Below are 15,102 nucleotides of genomic sequence, written 5' to 3'. Positions count from 1 at the left end.
GCACCCCCGCGACCCGGATCGTTCAGCAGCCTTCAGGGCCGCAAACTGATTCCCTCCGCAGCCTTTAGGCTGCAAACTGATTCATCGTGTTGTGGGTGCCGCCCGCCTTCAGCGCCGCTTCACCCGCGAAATATTCCTTATGGTCGTCGCCAATGTCCGAACCGGCCATGTTCTGGTGCTTGACGCAGGCGATACCCTGGCGGATTTCCTTGCGCTGGACGCCTTCGACATAGCCCAGCATTCCTGCCTCACCGAAATATTCCCTGGCAAGATTGTCGGTCGACAGAGCGGCAGTGTGATAGGTTGGCAGGGTGATGAGGTGATGGAAGATGCCGGCCCGCGCCGCCGCATCCCTCTGGAAGGTGCGGATCTTCTCATCAGCCTCACGGCCCAGCTCCGTCGCGTCATAATCGGCGCTCATCAGCTTCGCCCGATCATAGGCGCTGACATCCTTGTCCTGCGCGGTCCATGCGTCGAACACCTGCTGGCGGAAGTTCAGCGTCCAGTTGAACGACGGCGAGTTGTTGTAGACCAGCTTCGCATTCGGCACGACCTGGCGGATGCGGTCGACCATACCCGCGATCTGTTCGACATGCGGCTTTTCCGTCTCGATCCACAGCAGGTCCGCGCCGTTCTGGAGCGAGGTGATGCAGTCGAGGACGACGCGATCCTCTCCGGTGCCGGAGCGGAACTGGAACAGGTTGGACGGCAGCCGCTTCGGACGGAACAGCTTGCCGCCGCGGGCCAGGACGACATCGCCGCGCAGCGTGTTGATGTCCGTGACCTCCTCGACATCGAGGAAGCTGTTATACTGGTCGCCCAGGTCGCCATCTTCCTTGCTGTAGGCGATCTGCTTAGTGAGACCGGCGCCCAGCGAGTCGGTGCGGGCGACGATGATGCCGTCGTCGATCCCCAGTTCCAGGAAGGCGTAACGGACCGCGCGGATCTTCGCGAGGAAGTCCTCATGCGGCACCGTGACCTTGCCGTCCTGGTGGCCGCACTGCTTTTCGTCCGAGACCTGGTTCTCGATCTGGATGCAGCAGGCGCCCGCCTCGATGAACTTCCTGGCCAGCAGATAGGTCGCCTCGGCATTGCCGAAGCCGGCGTCTATGTCCGCGATGATCGGGACGATGTGAGTTTCGTAATTGTCGATGTCGTGGCTGATCTTCTGCGCCCTCACTTCGTCTCCGGCTTCGCGGGCGGCATCGAGGTCGCGGAACATCATGCCCAATTCGCGGGCATCGGCCTGGCGCAGGAAGGTGTAGAGTTCCTCGATCAGCGCGGGGACGCTGGTCTTCTCATGCATCGACTGGTCGGGCAGCGGCCCGAATTCGCTGCGCAGCGCCGCGACCATCCAGCCGGAAAGATAGAGATATCTGCCCTTGGTCGTGCCGAAATGCTTCTTGATGCTGATCATCTTCTGCTGACCGATGAACCCGTGCCAGCAGCCGAGCGACTGAGTGTAGTTCGCCGGATCGGCATCATAGGCGGCCATGTCCCGGCGCATGATGCCGGCGGTGTAGCGGGCGATGTCGAGGCCGGTGTGGAAGCGGTTCTGGAGGCGCATCCGGGCGACCGATTCGGCCGCGATGCCGTCCCAATGGCCCTGACCCCCGATGATGGTGCCTGCCTTCGTGATTTCCTGCTGATAGGTCATGACTGCTCGATCCCATGAATGTGGCGGTGAATTGATGGCGTTTTCCTAGAAGCGATTTTGCGGGTGCGGCAGGGGGCGCGAAGTTCAGTTGTAGAACTTTACAAGATTTGCGTGTAAAGTTGTAAGGGCTGCACAGGAGCGCTTCACCAATGGCCAAGGATCGTCCGGTTTACATGGGCCCGCGCCTGCGCAGGTTGCGGCGCGAGCTGGGCCTGACGCAGGCCGACATGGCCGAGGATCTGGAGATTTCCGCCAGCTATGTGGCCTTGCTGGAGCGCAACCAGCGGCCGCTGACCGCCGACATGCTGCTGCGCCTCGCCCGCACATACAAGATGGACATGAGCGAGCTGGCGGGCGACGGCGGCGCGGAGCAGACCGCGCGGTTGCAGGCCGTATTGAAGGATCCGATGTTCGCGGACATCGACCTGCCGGTGCTGGCGACCGGGGATGTCGCGGTCAACTATCCTGGGATCACGGAGGCTTTGCTGCGGCTGCACACGGCCTATCGCGAGGAGCAGCTGGCCCTGGCCGATCGAGGCCTGGAAGGCGGCATGGAGCGGGAGGAGGCGACGGAAGCGGCCGATCCGGTGGCCGAATCGCGACGCTTCCTGGGCGCGCGGCGGAACAGCTTTCCCCTGCTGGACGATGCGGGGGAAAAGCTGGCTCAGGAAATCGAGGCTGCGGGCAGCCTGTCGGCATGGCTGAAGGCGAAGCACAACCTGCGCGTCCGGCGGCTGCCGCCCGATGTCATGGCGGGGTCGATGCGGCGGCTGGACCGGCATCGCGACGCGGTGCTGCTGGACGACGCGCTGGACGGAGCGAGCACCCAGTTCCAACTGGCGCTGCAGGTCGCCTATCTGGAAATGCGCCGCGATTTCGACGCGCTGCTGAAGGACGGCCAGTTCGCCGGCGAAAGCGGGCGGCGGCTGACGCGACGGGCGCTCGCCAGCTATGGCGCGGCGGCGATCCTGATGCCCTATACCGCCTTTGCGCGGGCGGTGGAGGCTCGGCGTTATGATGTCGAGGCGCTGGCCCGGCAGTTCGGCACCAGCTTCGAACAGACGGCCCATCGCCTGACGACCTTGCAAAAGCCGGGTCAGGAGCGCGTCCCCTTTTTCTTCCTGCGCGTCGATCATGCGGGCAATGTCAGCAAAAGGCTGGACGGCGCGGGCTTTCCCTTCGCCCGCCATGGCGGCTCCTGCCCGCTCTGGTCGGTGCACCACGCGTTCGAGCGTCCTCGGGAAGTGCTCACCCAATGGCTGGAGCTGCCGGACGGGCAACGTTTCTTTTCGATCGCGCGCACGGTGACGGCGGGCGGCGGCGGCTGGGGCGCGCCGAAGATCGAGCGGGCGATCGCGCTATGCTGTGCGGCGGAGCACGCGCATCGGCTGATCTACGCCGCGGGCGAGGCCGCAGCCGAACCCACGCCGATCGGCGTCACCTGCCGCCTGTGCCATCGCAGCCAGTGCATGGCCCGATCCGCGCCGCCGATCGGGCGCGACATGCTGCCGGAGGATTTCCGGCGGACCCATGCGCCCTTCGGCTTCGCGGCAGGGTGAGGCGGGAGGAAATCAGCCCTCCAGAAGATCGAGATAGGCGACGACATCATTGTCGGTGGCCAGGAACAGGCCGTCCTGCACGTCCTCCGGCTGCTGCCCGGCTATGCGCATGGCTTCGTTCAGCGGGCCGTAGAATAGGGTCGTCGCCCCGCCCCCGCCATCGGCATCGCTGAGATGATAGAGTCGAACGGTGGCTGAACCATAGGTGCTGCGCATGGGGCGGTTATCGGCGCGGGCGCGCCCGCTTGCAAGCCCGGTGCAGGAGGGATCACGCCATCCTGCCCCCCCCATGCCGACGGCCGGCGGCCGGTTCCTTCAGCGCCGATCCGTCACCTTGATCCCGTTCGCCAGGCGGTTCGCGCCGATTTTCACTGCATCGTCGGTGAAATTGGCGACGAAGCTGCTGTTGCGCTGCAATCCGGGCACGAAGGAGGCGCTGTTGTTGGCGATGGAAAGGTTGCTGCTGTCCTGTTCCCGTCCCTCCGGCGCGACGGTGATGAAGGCGCTGTAATTGTCCTTGTCGCGGCCCTGCACCATCGCATTGCCGCTGATCGTGCCGCTGGCCCCGTTGGAGAGGTCGATCATATAGTTGGTGAGGCGCCCGCCGCTGTCGTCGAAGCTGTTGTCGGTGATGGTGACCCGCGGCGTGCGGGTTTTCAGATAATGGCCGCCATCGCCCTGGTCGAACCGGGAATGGGTGACCGACAGGCTGCCATAGCGCCCCGCATAAATGCCGTGAGCGCAGGCGAGGTCGCGGTCGCAGCGCCCCAGATGACGGAAGGTCGACCTGTCGATGCTGATCCTGTTGCCGGGCGCGTCGCCGGTCAAAATACCTTCCTCGCTGTTGCGGAACAGGCTGTTGGTGACGGTCAGGTCGCCGCTTTCCAGCCGGATGCCCGCCCCATTGCCGTCCGGGACGCGCAGATTCTGGAAGATGAGGCCGTCGATGCTGCTCGACCGGCCGCGCAGGACCAGGGCCGCCTTCTGTTCGCAGGCGACGCCGTCGAATATGGCGGTGCCGGGCTTCTGCGCGCGGATGGTGACGTCGCCGCCCTGCTGCACCGCGCATTGCGCATAGCTGCCCGGCGCCACCAGAACCGTGCCGCGGCCATCGCCGATCGCCCTGATCGCGTCGCCCAGTGACGCATAGCTTCGCCCGCTTTCCGCCACGGTGAAGGGCGAAGTGACGCCCTGGGCCAGCGCCGTGGCCGTGACGGCAGCGGAGATGAGCAGGATTATCGAGAAGAGGCGCATATCCGAGGATATAGAATGATGCGCGCGCCGGGCCAATGCGAAGTCATGGTTAACAAAATCCTGTACCGCTATGGGACAGGGGCAAACCTGGCTGCATCAGAGCGATTTCCAAGCGATCGGAACCGATCGCTGGTTAAGAAATCGCGGCAAACAAAGAAACCAGAGCGGCGATCTGGTTCAATCAGATCGAAACCCGCTCTAAGGCAGCGGCGGCAAAATCACGCCTGGCCGGAGCTGAAGCAGCGGGTCGCGTGATGGTGGTTGGCGCGGGCGCCGTTGCGGGTTAAGCCCTGTCTGTACATGTTGTCCCTCCTTCCTCACCGGCTTCTTGCCCGATCACCGCTTGGCGGGCTGGTCATGATGGCCATGATGTTGGGAAGCTGTTCGGACGAGGGCAGCGGTCCGGTGACGGTCAGCGTGATCGGCGACCCTGCGGATTTCGCCAAGCCGCTGGAAAATCTGCCCGATCCCGGATCGAAGCTGTTCCTGGAAACCACCGCGCAGGGGCTGGTGGCATTCGACGCCGACGGGGAAATATTGCCCGCCCTGGCCCAGCGCTGGATCGTCGAGGACGATGGCCGCAGCTACATCTTCCGCCTGCGCCGGGCGTTCTGGCCGGACGGGCGCAAGGTGCTGGCGAAGGATGTCGGACGGCTGCTGATGGCGCGGATAGAGGCGCTGCGGCGGCTGGACCCCGCCGGGCCGCTGGATGCGGTGAGGGACGTCGTCGCCATGACGGGCGAGGTGATCGAGATCAGGCTGGCCGCGCCGCGCCCCTATGTGCTGCAGATGCTGGCCCAGCCCCAGATGGCGATCCTGTCGCGGGAGGGCGGGACCGGCCCCTATCGTCGTGAGGAGCGGGATGGTGTCCACGCCGGGGCGCTGGTGCTGACCCCGGTGGAACGGGTCACGAATGAATCCGGCGATGAATTGCCCATACCCCCCTGGCAGACCCGGATCGTGCGGGCCGAACGCGCGGCGCTCGCCATCACCCGATTTCAGCAGGACAAGGCCGATCTGGTCCTGGGCGGCCGTTTTTCCGACCTGCCGCTGCTGGTGCCCGCCGGTGTCGACCGCGACGATGTGCGGATCGACCCGGTGCAGGGCTTGCTGGGGCTGGCGATGATGAAACGGGGCGGCGCCAACGGCAAACTGCTGGAGGACGACGGCGTGCGGCGGGCGATCAGCATGGCGATCGACCGCAGCCGCCTGCCGGTGCTGTTCCCCGTGGGCGGCTGGGCGACGACGGAGCAGATCGTGCCCGGTCAGTTCGACCTGCCCGGACCGCCGGCCGTGCCGGATTGGTCCGGCCTGTCGATGGAGGATCGCTGGGCGCAGGGACAGGCCATCATGAAACGATGGCGCAGCGATAATGGCGACCCCCCGACGCTGCGCGTGGCGCTGCCCGCCGGGCCGGGCTCCACCCTTCTCTTCGGCTTGGTGCGGCATGATCTGGGCATGATCGGGCTGGCGGTCGAGCGGGTCGACATGGCGGCCGATGCCGATCTGCGGCTGGTCGATGAAGTTGCCGCCTATGACAGCGCGATCTGGTATCTGGGCCGCATCGGCTGCGCGCGGAAGGTGCATTGTTCGGCAGAGGCGGAGGCGCAATTGCAGGCGGCAAGCCTTGCCAGCAGCCTGGACGAGCGCATGGCGCGGGTGGCGCAGGCGGAGGCGCTGATGCAGGCGCATAACGGCTTCATCGCCCTGGGCGCGCCGGTGCGCTGGTCGCTGGTGGCGCAGCGGCTGACCGGCTTCATGCCGTCCCCTCGCGCGCGGCACCCATTGAACCATCTGTTCAGGAGCACCAACTAGGACTTCAGGAAGCCGGATGCCTGGAGGACAGAGGATGGCGATTTCGCAGGAGCAGTTCGATCGGATCGTGCGCGACATGCCCGGATTCGGCCGTGATCCGGCGTCCGTGCGGCGGCGGATCGAAATGATGGAGGCGGTGCTGGAGGGGCTGTTCGTGCTGCCCGGCACCAACCGCAGGGTCGGGCTGGACAGCCTGGTCGGGCTGATCCCCGTGGTGGGCGATCTGGCGACGGCGGCGATGGGCGCATGGATCGTGTGGGAAGCCCGGAACCTGGGCATGTCGAAATGGCAGCTTACGCGCATGGCTGCCAATGTCGGCTTCGACACGGTGATCGGCGCCATTCCCTTCGCCGGGGATATTTTCGATTTCTTCTACAAATCCAACAGCAAGAACCTGCGGATCATCCGCAGGCATCTGGACCGGCATCATCCATCGACGGTGATCGTCGAAGGCTAATCCTTATGTACCTCGGCCTGGGGGTCGAGGTCGAGGATCAGGCCGGGGCGCCGCGCCGGAACGGGCGGAGTGCGCCGGGGATTGGGGATGTTCGGTCCGGGCGCGATGCGCAGCGCCGCCCGGTCGTCCGCCCCGCCCTGATGAGCCGGGCAGCGCGCGAATTCCAGCGTCCGGTCCAGGCACAGCCACAGCTCGTTCAGGCCATTGTCCCGCGTGATCGTGACGCGCATCATGTCGGCGCGCATCCCCTTGTTGGCGGCGGCGAAGGCCTGGGCGAACTGCGCGACCGTCAGCGTCTTGCGACGGGCAAGCGCGGCCATGTCGGGATAGCGGATCGACTGGTAGAGGGCGCGGGAGAGATTGAAATAGAGCTCCGGCTTCGTCGTCATGCAGGTGCCGTGCTTGGCCCATTCATGCTGGAGCAGCTGGGCGGACGGCGTGGAGCAGAGATTTTGCCGGATGACCGGGCGCGGCAGCAGATCGGTGGCGCGGCAATATTGCGGCCAGTCCTTGCCGATGCCGTCCGGCCAGAGACCGTGCAGGGTGAAGCCGAAACGGCCGTTGCGGCCGCCGCACTGAAAGGCGTCGTCGCCGCCCTTCGCGCCCTTGCAATATTGCGGCGACCAGGTGAGCGCCAGCGTGTAGCCGCCAATGGGCAGCAGGCGGCGCGGCTGGTCGGCATTCGGAAGGTCGGGGCGCGGCCGGGGCATCTGGGCGGGCAGGCTGCACTGCGCCGACTGCGCCAGGGCGCCGGCCGGGGCCGCGAGCAGGAGCAATGGCAGCACCAGTCGCAGCAAGGGCGCGAACTCAGGCAAAGGCGAAATCCAGTCCGATGTCGGCGGCCGGGGCCGACTGCGTCAGGCGGCCGACGCTGATATAGGTGACGCCGGTTTCCGCCCGGGCGCGGATGGTGTCGAGCGTGACGCCGCCCGACGCTTCGGTGGGGACGCGCCCGCCGACCAGCGTGACGGCCCCGCGCAGGGTGGGCGCGTCCATATTGTCGAGCAGGAGGTGCGTGGCGCCCGCCGCGAGCGCCGGTTCGATCTGGTCGACGCGGTCAACCTCCACGATGATGCTGGCGATCCCGGCGGCGGCGGCGCGGCGGACTGCTTCCTCGACCGATCCGGCGACCGCGACATGATTGTCCTTGATCATCGCCGCATCCCACAGGCCCATGCGGTGATTGGTGGCGCCACCCATGCGCGTCGCATATTTTTCCAGCACGCGCAGGCCGGGAATGGTCTTGCGCGTGTCGAGCAGGGTCGCGCCCGTGCCCAGGATCGCGTCGACATAGGCGCGGGTCATCGTGGCGATGCCGGTCAGATGCTGCACGGTGTTGAGCGCGGACCGCTCGGCCGTGAGCATGGCGCGGGCCCGGCCGCGGATGCGCATGATGTCGGTGCCCGCCGCCACGCGGTCGCCGTCCTGCCGAAGCAGTTCGATCTCCGCATCGGGATCGAGCGCGCGGAAGAAGGCGGCGGCGATGGGCAGGCCGGCCAGCGTCACGGCATCGCGGCTGTCCATCACCCCGTCGAAGATCGCGTCGGCGGGGATCACCGCCTCGCTCGTGACGTCGCGGCCCTGCGGGCCAAGATCCTCCGCCAGGGTGGAGGCGACGAAGGCGTCGAGATCGAAGCCGGGAAGGGAAAAGCCGATGCTCTCCCCCAGCCCTTTCGCGATCATGTCCATCAGCGCGTGCCCAGGTCGCCCTGCCCGACCGTCCCGCTTGCCATTTCCAGCATCCGGTCGAGGCTCTTCCTGGCGGCGAGGCGCAGCCCCTCCTCCATCTCGATCCGCGGCTGCAGGTCGCGCAGCGCGAGATAAAGTTTTTCCATCGTGTTGAGCGCCATATAGGGGCAGATGTTGCAGTTGCAGTTGCCGTCGGCGCCGGGTGCGCCGATGAAGGTCTTTTCCGGAACCGCCTTCTGCATCTGGTGGATGATATGCGGTTCGGTGGCGACGATCAGCGTGTCGCCGGGCATGGTCCTGGAGAATTCCAATATGCCGCTGGTCGACCCGATATAATCGGCATGGTCGACGATATGCGGCGGGCATTCCGGGTGCGCCGCCACGGGCGCGCCGGGATGCTGGGCCTTCAGCTTCAGCAGCTCCGTCTCGCTGAACGCCTCATGCACGATGCAGACGCCCGGCCAGAGCAGCATGTCGCGGCCGAGCTTGCGCTTCAGATAGCCGCCCAGATGCTTGTCGGGGCCGAAGATGATCTTCTGCTCCTTCGGAATCTGCGCCAGGATCTTTTCCGCCGAAGAGGATGTGACGATGATGTCGGAAAGCGCCTTCACCTCCGCCGAGCAGTTGATGTAGCTCAAGGCGATATGATCGGGATGCGCCTCGCGGAACGCCTTGAACTGGGCGGGCGGGCAACTGTCCTCCAGGCTGCATCCCGCGTCCATGTCGGGCAGCACGACGATCTTTTCGGGCGAAAGGATCTTCGCCGTTTCCGCCATGAAGCGCACGCCGCAGAAGGCGATGACGTCCGCGTCCGTTTCCGCCGCCTTGCGCGAAAGTTCCAGGGAATCGCCCACGAAATCGGACAGGTCCTGGATTTCCGGCTTCTGATAATAATGGCCGAGGATGACGGCGTTGCGTTCCTTGCGCAGCCGGTCGATCTCCGCGCGCAGGTCGATCCCCTGCGGGATTCCGGTGATGGCGTTCATGTCCCTACCCTACTCCTTGAAGGGCCTTCATGCAGCGCCCCCTAACGGGCGTTGCGCCTGTTGGCCAGTACCTCGTTGATCGGCGTGGTCACGTCCCACCGTTCCCGGTCACGGTTCGCGCGTTCCGGCGGAAAGGTCACGATCACCCGCGCATCGCCATGACCCAGCGCCCCCAGCGGCGCGCCGAGCAGCCTGCCGAGCGCGGCACGGCCGTAATCGCGGGCCTGCGCCATGCGTTCGGGCGAGCGCGCCTCGCCTTGCGCGCGGGCCTGCGCATGGAGCGAAGCGCGGCGGCTGAGTTCCTCGCCCGCCTGCCGCGTCACGAACAGGCCGTTGGTTTCAACCAGCGTCCGGCGGCTTTCGTCGATATTGGGCCGCCCAGGCCTGACATCCGGCGCGTTGACGATGAGCGTCCGGCTGTTTGCGTTCCATTCCAGATCAGCGGCGTCGATGCCGCCCACGTCGATGAAATAATCGACCGAGAAGGGCATTTTCACCAGCTGATCGGACTTCAGCAGGCCGAAGCCGCGCACATCCTGCGCCGTGCTCTGGATCGTGCCGGACAGTTCCGACACCTTCAGGCTGGCGGCGCCGGCAAGCCGCCCGGCGATGATCCTGGTCACGGCCGAGCCGTCATCCTCCACGCTTACCACATAGTCGCGTTGATAGCGATGCCAGCCGACCAGCATGGCCCCGCCCATGGCGAGCAGGACCAGCGCGGCGAGGACCGGCAAGGCCAGGCGTTTCAGCGCAACTGCCATCGTCCGTCCGCCGTCGCGGCGGCGATGCCGCGCCCGTCAAGGTCGATGAGATGCGCCAGCACCGAACGGCCCGCCGCGCTGTGAAGGCGCGGGTCGACGCCCTTGTACATCTCCAGCACCATGGCGGGGACTTCCGACGCGCCGTTGCGTTCCAGGAAGCGCACTATCTGGCCCTCGCGCTGCTTGCGGTGGCCCATCATGCCGCGCACCAGCCGCTGCGGACTGTCGACCGGATCGCCATGGGCCGGATAATAGACGGCGTCGTCACGGTCGAGCAGCCGCTGCATCGACGCCATATAGGCCGTCATGTCCCCGTCGGGCGGCGACACCACGCTGGTCGACCAGCCCATCACATGGTCGCCGGTGAAAAGAGCGCCTTCCTCCGGCAGGGCGAAGCAGAGATGGTTGGAGGTATGACCCGGCGTGGCGACGGCCATGAGCGTCCAGCCCATGCCGCCCACCCCCTGCCCATCGGCGAGCACGCGATCGGGCCGATAGGCGGCGTCGAAGGCGGCGTCGGCGCGGGGCCCGTCATCATCCATCGTCAGCGGCGCGCAGCCGATGACCGGGGCGCCGGTCAGCGCGCCGAGCGGCGCGGCGGCGGGACTGTGGTCGCGATGGGTGTGGGTGCAGAGGATCGCCCTGACCGGGCGCCCGCCAATCGCATCGACCAGCGCCGCCAGATGCGCCGCATCATCGGGGCCGGGATCGATCACCGCTACATCCTCCGCACCCACGATATAGGTCTGCGTGCCGGTATAGGTGAAGGGCGAGGGATTGGGCGCCAGCACGCGCCCCACCAGCGGGGAAAGCCGCATCAGCGCGCCTGTCGGCAGGTCGGCCAGGTCGAAGGGAGTTGCCATGTCGATTTCCATGTGCCCATTTTGGGGTGGTTTTCAAGGGCGGTCCCCCGCCCTGGAGCGGGTTCGATCTGACTGAAATCAGATCGCCGCTCTAGATTTCCTGTTTTTCGCGATTTCTTAACCAGCGATCGGTTCCGATCGCTTGGAAATCGCTCTAATGTGGACACCATGGCGGCTTGCGACGATCTTTGCGAACAATGGCGGCGGCATCTGGCGCTCGACCGGCGGCGATCGGTGCATACGGTGCGCGCCTATGTGGCGACCGCCGAACGCCTGCTGGCCTTTCTGGAGGAGCATCGCGGCGAAGCGGTCACGGCGGCGATGCTGGCGGGTATCGGGCAGGCCGACCTGCGCGCTTTCCTGACAGTGCGGCGGATGGACGGCATCGGCAATGTCTCGGCCGCGCGGGAATTGTCGGCGGTGCGCGGTTTCCTGCGGTTCGTGGGCGGAGAGGATGCCCGCGTCCCGATGCTGAAGGGGCCGCGGGTGAAGCGTGGCCTGCCCCGCCCCATCTCGCCCGACGAGGCGGTGGCGCTGGCCGGGGACATTGCCGAAACCGCGCGGGAACCGTGGATCGGCGCGCGGGACTGGGCCGTGCTGCTGCTGCTCTATGGCGCGGGACTGCGCATCGGGGAGGCGATGGGGCTGACCGGCGCGGTGCTGCCGCTGGGAGAAACGCTGCGGGTCACGGGGAAGCGGGGGAAGACGCGGATCGTGCCGCTATTGCCGCAGGTGCGCGAGGCGATGGAGGCTTATGTGGCGCTCTGCCCCTTTGCGCAGGAGAAGGATGGGCCGCTCTTTCGCGGCGCGCGGGGCGGGCCGCTTTCGCCGGCGCTGATCCGCCGCGCCGTGCAGGGCGCGAGGGGCCGGCTGGGCCTGTCGGACCGGACCACGCCGCATGCGTTGCGCCACAGCTTCGCGACGCATCTGCTGGGGCGCGGCGCGGATCTGCGGTCGTTGCAGGAATTGCTGGGCCATGCCAGCCTGTCCTCGACCCAGATCTATACGCAGGTGGATGCCGCGCACCTGTTGGACATCTACCGCAATGCCCACCCCCGGGCATGAGGCCGCCGCGCCGTGATGGAGGCACGAGCGCTCTTGCGACCTGGCGTATCCCGGATCAGCCCCTGGGCTTCCAGGTCGCCAGCCGCCAGAGATAGAAAAGGACCGCCCCGATCACGCAGGCCGTCGCCACTGGTCCCACATAGCGGTCGATGTCGCGGAAATTCTGACCCAATATGTAGCCCGCATAGGCAAGGATGATGTTCCAGATCAGCGCACCGCCGCTGGTCCACAGCAGGAAGCGGACATGCCCCATGCGGAACAGGCCCGCCGGCAGCGATATCATCGTGCGGAAGGCGGGCATGAAGCGGAAGACGAACACGACGATCTGCCCATATTTGCCGAAAATATGGTCGAGCGCCTCGACATCCTTCCACTCCAGCGTCGCCCAGCGGCCGTAGCGGTCGACGATCGGCTTCAACCGGGCAAAGCCCAGGACATGGCCGACCAGATACCAGAAATAATTGCCGATGGTGGTGCCCACGGTGCCCGCGAACAGCAGCCATTCCATCGCCATCCGCCCCTGCCCGACGCGAATGCCGCCGATGCCCATGATGAGTTCGGACGGGATCGGCGGGAAGATGTTTTCCAGCACCATCAGGGCGAATATGCCCCAATAGCCGCCCGCGTCGATCAGGCGGAGAACCCAGTCGGTCATGGCGCTGGACGATCGCTCAATCGGCGGCCCGCGCCGCCAGCCGGGCGTCGATGGCGTCCCAGATCATGCCGCCGGTGTCGGTGCCGTTGAAGGCGTCGATGGAAACGATGCCGGTGGGCGAGGTCACGTTGATTTCCGTCAGCCATTCCCCGCCGATCACGTCGATGCCGACGAACAGCAGGCCGCGCCGCTTGAGTTCCGGACCCAGCGCTTCGCAGATTTCCAGTTCCCGATCGGTCATTTCCGTCTTCGCCGCCGAGCCGCCCACGGCGAGATTGGAGCGGATCTCACCGGCGCCGGGAATGCGGTTGACCGCGCCCGCGACTTCGCCGTCGACCAGGACGATGCGCTTGTCGCCCTCCGCAACGCCGGGAATGAAGGCCTGGACCATGAAGGGTTCGACCCAGGAGGCGTTGAACAGTTCCACCAGCGCCGACAGATTCGCGCCGGACCGCCCGACATGGAAGACGGCGTTGCCCGCATTGCCGTAGAGCGGCTTCACCACCACCTCGCCATGCTGGGCGAGGAAGGACTTCACCTCCGCCAGGTCGCGGGTGATCATGGTCGGCGGCATGAATCGGGCATAATCCAGCACGAACAGCTTTTCCGGCGCATTGCGGACGGCGCCGGGGTCGTTCACCACCAGCGTCTCCTGCTGCACCCGCTCCAGAAGGTGCGTGGCGGTGATGTAGCTGAGATCGAAGGGCGGATCCTGCCGCATCAGGACGACGTCGACGTCGCGGCCAAGGTCCAGCATCTCCGGCTCCCCGAAGGCGAAATGATCGCCCTGCACCTTCTGCACCCGGACCGGGCGCGCCCGCGCCAGCACGCGGCCCTCGCGATAGGTGAGGTCGGGGGCGAGATAATGATAGAGCCGGTGCCCGCGCGCCTGCCCGGCCAGCATGATGTGGAAGGTCGAATCGCCGCCGATCCTGATCCCCTCCATCGGGTCCATCTGTACGGCGACGGTGAGCGGGTTGAGTGCGGTGGTCATCGACTTGTTTTCCTGCCGTTCGGGCTGAGCATGTCGAGGCCCGGCCCTTTTCCTGAAGAAACTTGAGGCCCCTCGACAAGCTCAGGGCGAACGGAACGGGAGGATCGGATTGCTCACCCCCCGTGCCAGACATTGGCCAGATGGCGCGGCGGACGGCCGGGCGCAAGGAGGATCACGTCGATTCGCATGTCGTCGCCCGGTTTGGCGAGGTCATGGAACAGGATTTCCGCCGCCGCCGCCACTCGCGAAAGGCGCCGCTCATCTATGGCGAGGTCGAGATCGGCGCCGCGCGCGCGAGCCTTCACCTCGACAAAGGCCAGCATGGCGCCGCGCCGGGCGACCAGGTCCACCTCCCCCGCAGGCGTGCGCATGCGGCGGCCAACGATCTGCCAGCCCTTGAGGCGCAGCCACCAGCCGGCGATGCGTTCCGCCTGCCGCCCGCGCTTTTCGGCGGCCAGCCGGGCGCCCGAAGGCTGCGCCTTCACGCCTTGAGTTCCAGGGCGCGGTCGTAAAGCGCGCGGCGGTCCAGTCCGAGCTTCTTTGCGACCTCGCCTGCCGCCTTGGAAACCGGAAGCCGCTCCATCGCCTCCAGCAAGGCCGCGTCGGCATCCTCCGCGCTGGCGGGCGGCGCCTCGCCCGGCGGGCCGACGATCACGACGATCTCCCCCTTTGGCGGGGCGTCGGCATAGCGGGCGGAAAGTTCCAGGAGCGTGCCGGTCGCCGTCTCCTCGAACGCCTTGCTGATCTCTCGGGAGACGGCTGCGTCCCGGTCGCCCAGATGGGCGGCCATGGAGGCCAGGCTTTCCGACAGGCGCGGCCCGCTTTCATAGAAGACCAGCGTGGCGCGCAGGGCGGCGACTTCGTCCAGCGCGTCGCCGCGTGCCTTCTGCTTCGAGGGCAGGAAGCCCATGAACAGGAAACGGTCGGTCGGCAGGCCCGACAAGGTCAGTGCGGCGATGACGGCGCTGGGGCCGGGGAGCGTCGTGATCCGGCGGCCCGCCGCCCGCGCGTCGCGCACCAGCTTGTAACCGGGATCCGAGATCAGCGGCGTTCCCGCGTCGGAGAGCAGCGCCACCGATTCGCGCGCCATCCGATCGACCAGGCGCGCGCGCACCGCTTCGGCGCTGTGGTCGTGATAGGGGACCATCGGCCGGTCGGACCCGGCATGGCGCAGCAGGCGTGCGCTGACCCGTGTATCTTCCACGGCGATCACATCGGCCCGGCGCAGGACTTCCGCGGCGCGGGGGGTAAGGTCTCCGAGGTTGCCGATCGGCCCCGCAACGATGTAAAGCCCCGGTTCAAGCCCAGAAGCAAGATCAACAATATCAGTTTCCATAAGGACGCCAG

16 protein-coding genes are annotated in these 15,102 nt (G+C 66.6%); 4 read left to right on the top strand and 12 right to left on the bottom strand.

Annotated elements, in window-relative coordinates:
• Positions 1–64 precede the first annotated feature (64 nt).
• On the bottom strand, positions 65–1,657 hold the full coding sequence (locus MRBLMA1_RS19600; protein WP_363739148.1) for an isocitrate lyase: 1,593 nt from the start codon (positions 1,655–1,657) through the stop codon (positions 65–67).
• 149 nt (positions 1,658–1,806) lie between these two features.
• On the opposite strand from MRBLMA1_RS19600, the gene MRBLMA1_RS19595 reads away from it, so the two are divergent.
• A complete protein-coding gene (locus MRBLMA1_RS19595; RefSeq protein ID WP_363739146.1) occupies positions 1,807–3,216 on the top strand; it encodes a helix-turn-helix domain-containing protein in 1,410 nt (469 codons plus the stop codon).
• A gap of 12 nt (positions 3,217–3,228) precedes the next feature.
• Here the strand turns inward: MRBLMA1_RS19595 and MRBLMA1_RS19590 are convergent, their stop codons facing one another.
• Entirely contained in the window at positions 3,229–3,432 is a 204-nt protein-coding gene (locus MRBLMA1_RS19590) for a hypothetical protein (protein ID WP_133653675.1), read from the bottom strand.
• A 99-nt stretch (positions 3,433–3,531) separates the two neighbouring features.
• On the bottom strand, positions 3,532–4,470 hold the full coding sequence (locus MRBLMA1_RS19585; protein WP_363739144.1) for a right-handed parallel beta-helix repeat-containing protein: 939 nt from the start codon (positions 4,468–4,470) through the stop codon (positions 3,532–3,534).
• A 300-nt stretch (positions 4,471–4,770) separates the two neighbouring features.
• Between MRBLMA1_RS19585 and MRBLMA1_RS19580 the strand changes: the two genes are divergently transcribed.
• Together MRBLMA1_RS19580 and MRBLMA1_RS19575 are read left to right on the top strand one after the other, a co-directional pair.
• Positions 4,771–6,285, top strand: a complete 1,515-nt coding sequence (locus tag MRBLMA1_RS19580; protein WP_414714740.1) for an ABC transporter substrate-binding protein — start codon at positions 4,771–4,773, stop codon at positions 6,283–6,285.
• Positions 6,286–6,319: 34 nt separating this feature from the next.
• A complete protein-coding gene (locus tag MRBLMA1_RS19575) occupies positions 6,320–6,742 on the top strand; it encodes a DUF4112 domain-containing protein (RefSeq protein WP_363739142.1) in 423 nt (140 codons plus the stop codon).
• On the opposite strand, the gene MRBLMA1_RS19570 is transcribed toward MRBLMA1_RS19575, so the two are convergent.
• The 5 genes from MRBLMA1_RS19570 to MRBLMA1_RS19550 are packed head-to-tail and all read right to left on the bottom strand — an operon-like array spanning position 6,739 to position 11,041.
• A complete protein-coding gene (locus tag MRBLMA1_RS19570; protein ID WP_363739271.1) occupies positions 6,739–7,539 on the bottom strand; it encodes a ribonuclease T2 family protein in 801 nt (266 codons plus the stop codon). The two genes, MRBLMA1_RS19575 and MRBLMA1_RS19570, sit on opposite strands and share 4 nt — an antisense overlap.
• Positions 7,540–7,549: 10 nt before the next feature.
• Complete coding sequence (gene nadC / locus MRBLMA1_RS19565; RefSeq protein ID WP_363739270.1) at positions 7,550–8,398, bottom strand: carboxylating nicotinate-nucleotide diphosphorylase; 849 nt, start codon at positions 8,396–8,398, stop codon at positions 7,550–7,552.
• Between the two features lie 32 nt (positions 8,399–8,430).
• A complete protein-coding gene (nadA, locus tag MRBLMA1_RS19560) occupies positions 8,431–9,417 on the bottom strand; it encodes a quinolinate synthase NadA (RefSeq protein ID WP_363739140.1) in 987 nt (328 codons plus the stop codon).
• A 41-nt stretch (positions 9,418–9,458) separates the two neighbouring features.
• Complete coding sequence (locus tag MRBLMA1_RS19555) at positions 9,459–10,178, bottom strand: DUF4230 domain-containing protein (RefSeq protein ID WP_363739139.1); 720 nt, start codon at positions 10,176–10,178, stop codon at positions 9,459–9,461.
• Positions 10,163–11,041, bottom strand: coding sequence for an MBL fold metallo-hydrolase (locus tag MRBLMA1_RS19550; protein WP_363739137.1), 879 nt, complete (start codon positions 11,039–11,041; stop codon positions 10,163–10,165). The genes MRBLMA1_RS19555 and MRBLMA1_RS19550 overlap by 16 nt, the downstream gene beginning before the upstream one ends.
• A 168-nt stretch (positions 11,042–11,209) precedes the next feature.
• Here MRBLMA1_RS19550 and MRBLMA1_RS19545 point away from each other — a divergent pair, with 168 nt between their 5' ends.
• Positions 11,210–12,106 carry a tyrosine recombinase XerC gene (locus MRBLMA1_RS19545; RefSeq protein WP_363739268.1) on the top strand — a complete coding sequence of 299 codons (897 nt, stop codon included), beginning with the start codon at positions 11,210–11,212 and terminating at the stop codon, positions 12,104–12,106.
• A gap of 55 nt (positions 12,107–12,161) precedes the next feature.
• On the opposite strand, the gene MRBLMA1_RS19540 is transcribed toward MRBLMA1_RS19545, so the two are convergent.
• The 4 genes from MRBLMA1_RS19540 to rsmI all read right to left on the bottom strand — a co-directional run bounded on the left by MRBLMA1_RS19540 (position 12,162) and on the right by rsmI (position 15,091).
• Positions 12,162–12,761 carry a DedA family protein gene (locus MRBLMA1_RS19540; protein WP_363739136.1) on the bottom strand — a complete coding sequence of 200 codons (600 nt, stop codon included), beginning with the start codon at positions 12,759–12,761 and terminating at the stop codon, positions 12,162–12,164.
• Between the two features lie 16 nt (positions 12,762–12,777).
• A complete protein-coding gene (gshB, locus tag MRBLMA1_RS19535; protein WP_363739134.1) occupies positions 12,778–13,755 on the bottom strand; it encodes a glutathione synthase in 978 nt (325 codons plus the stop codon).
• 113 nt (positions 13,756–13,868) lie between these two features.
• Positions 13,869–14,240, bottom strand: a complete 372-nt coding sequence (locus MRBLMA1_RS19530; protein ID WP_363739132.1) for a YraN family protein — start codon at positions 14,238–14,240, stop codon at positions 13,869–13,871.
• A complete protein-coding gene (gene rsmI, locus MRBLMA1_RS19525; RefSeq protein ID WP_363739130.1) occupies positions 14,237–15,091 on the bottom strand; it encodes a 16S rRNA (cytidine(1402)-2'-O)-methyltransferase in 855 nt (284 codons plus the stop codon). The genes MRBLMA1_RS19530 and rsmI overlap by 4 nt, the downstream gene beginning before the upstream one ends.
• Positions 15,092–15,102 lie beyond the last annotated feature (11 nt).

Source organism: Sphingobium sp. LMA1-1-1.1 (assembly GCF_040676365.1).
Classification (GTDB): Bacteria; Pseudomonadota; Alphaproteobacteria; order Sphingomonadales; family Sphingomonadaceae; genus Sphingobium.
Note: the sequence above shows the minus strand (reverse complement) of the source record. Positions and strands in the feature narration are given on the sequence as shown.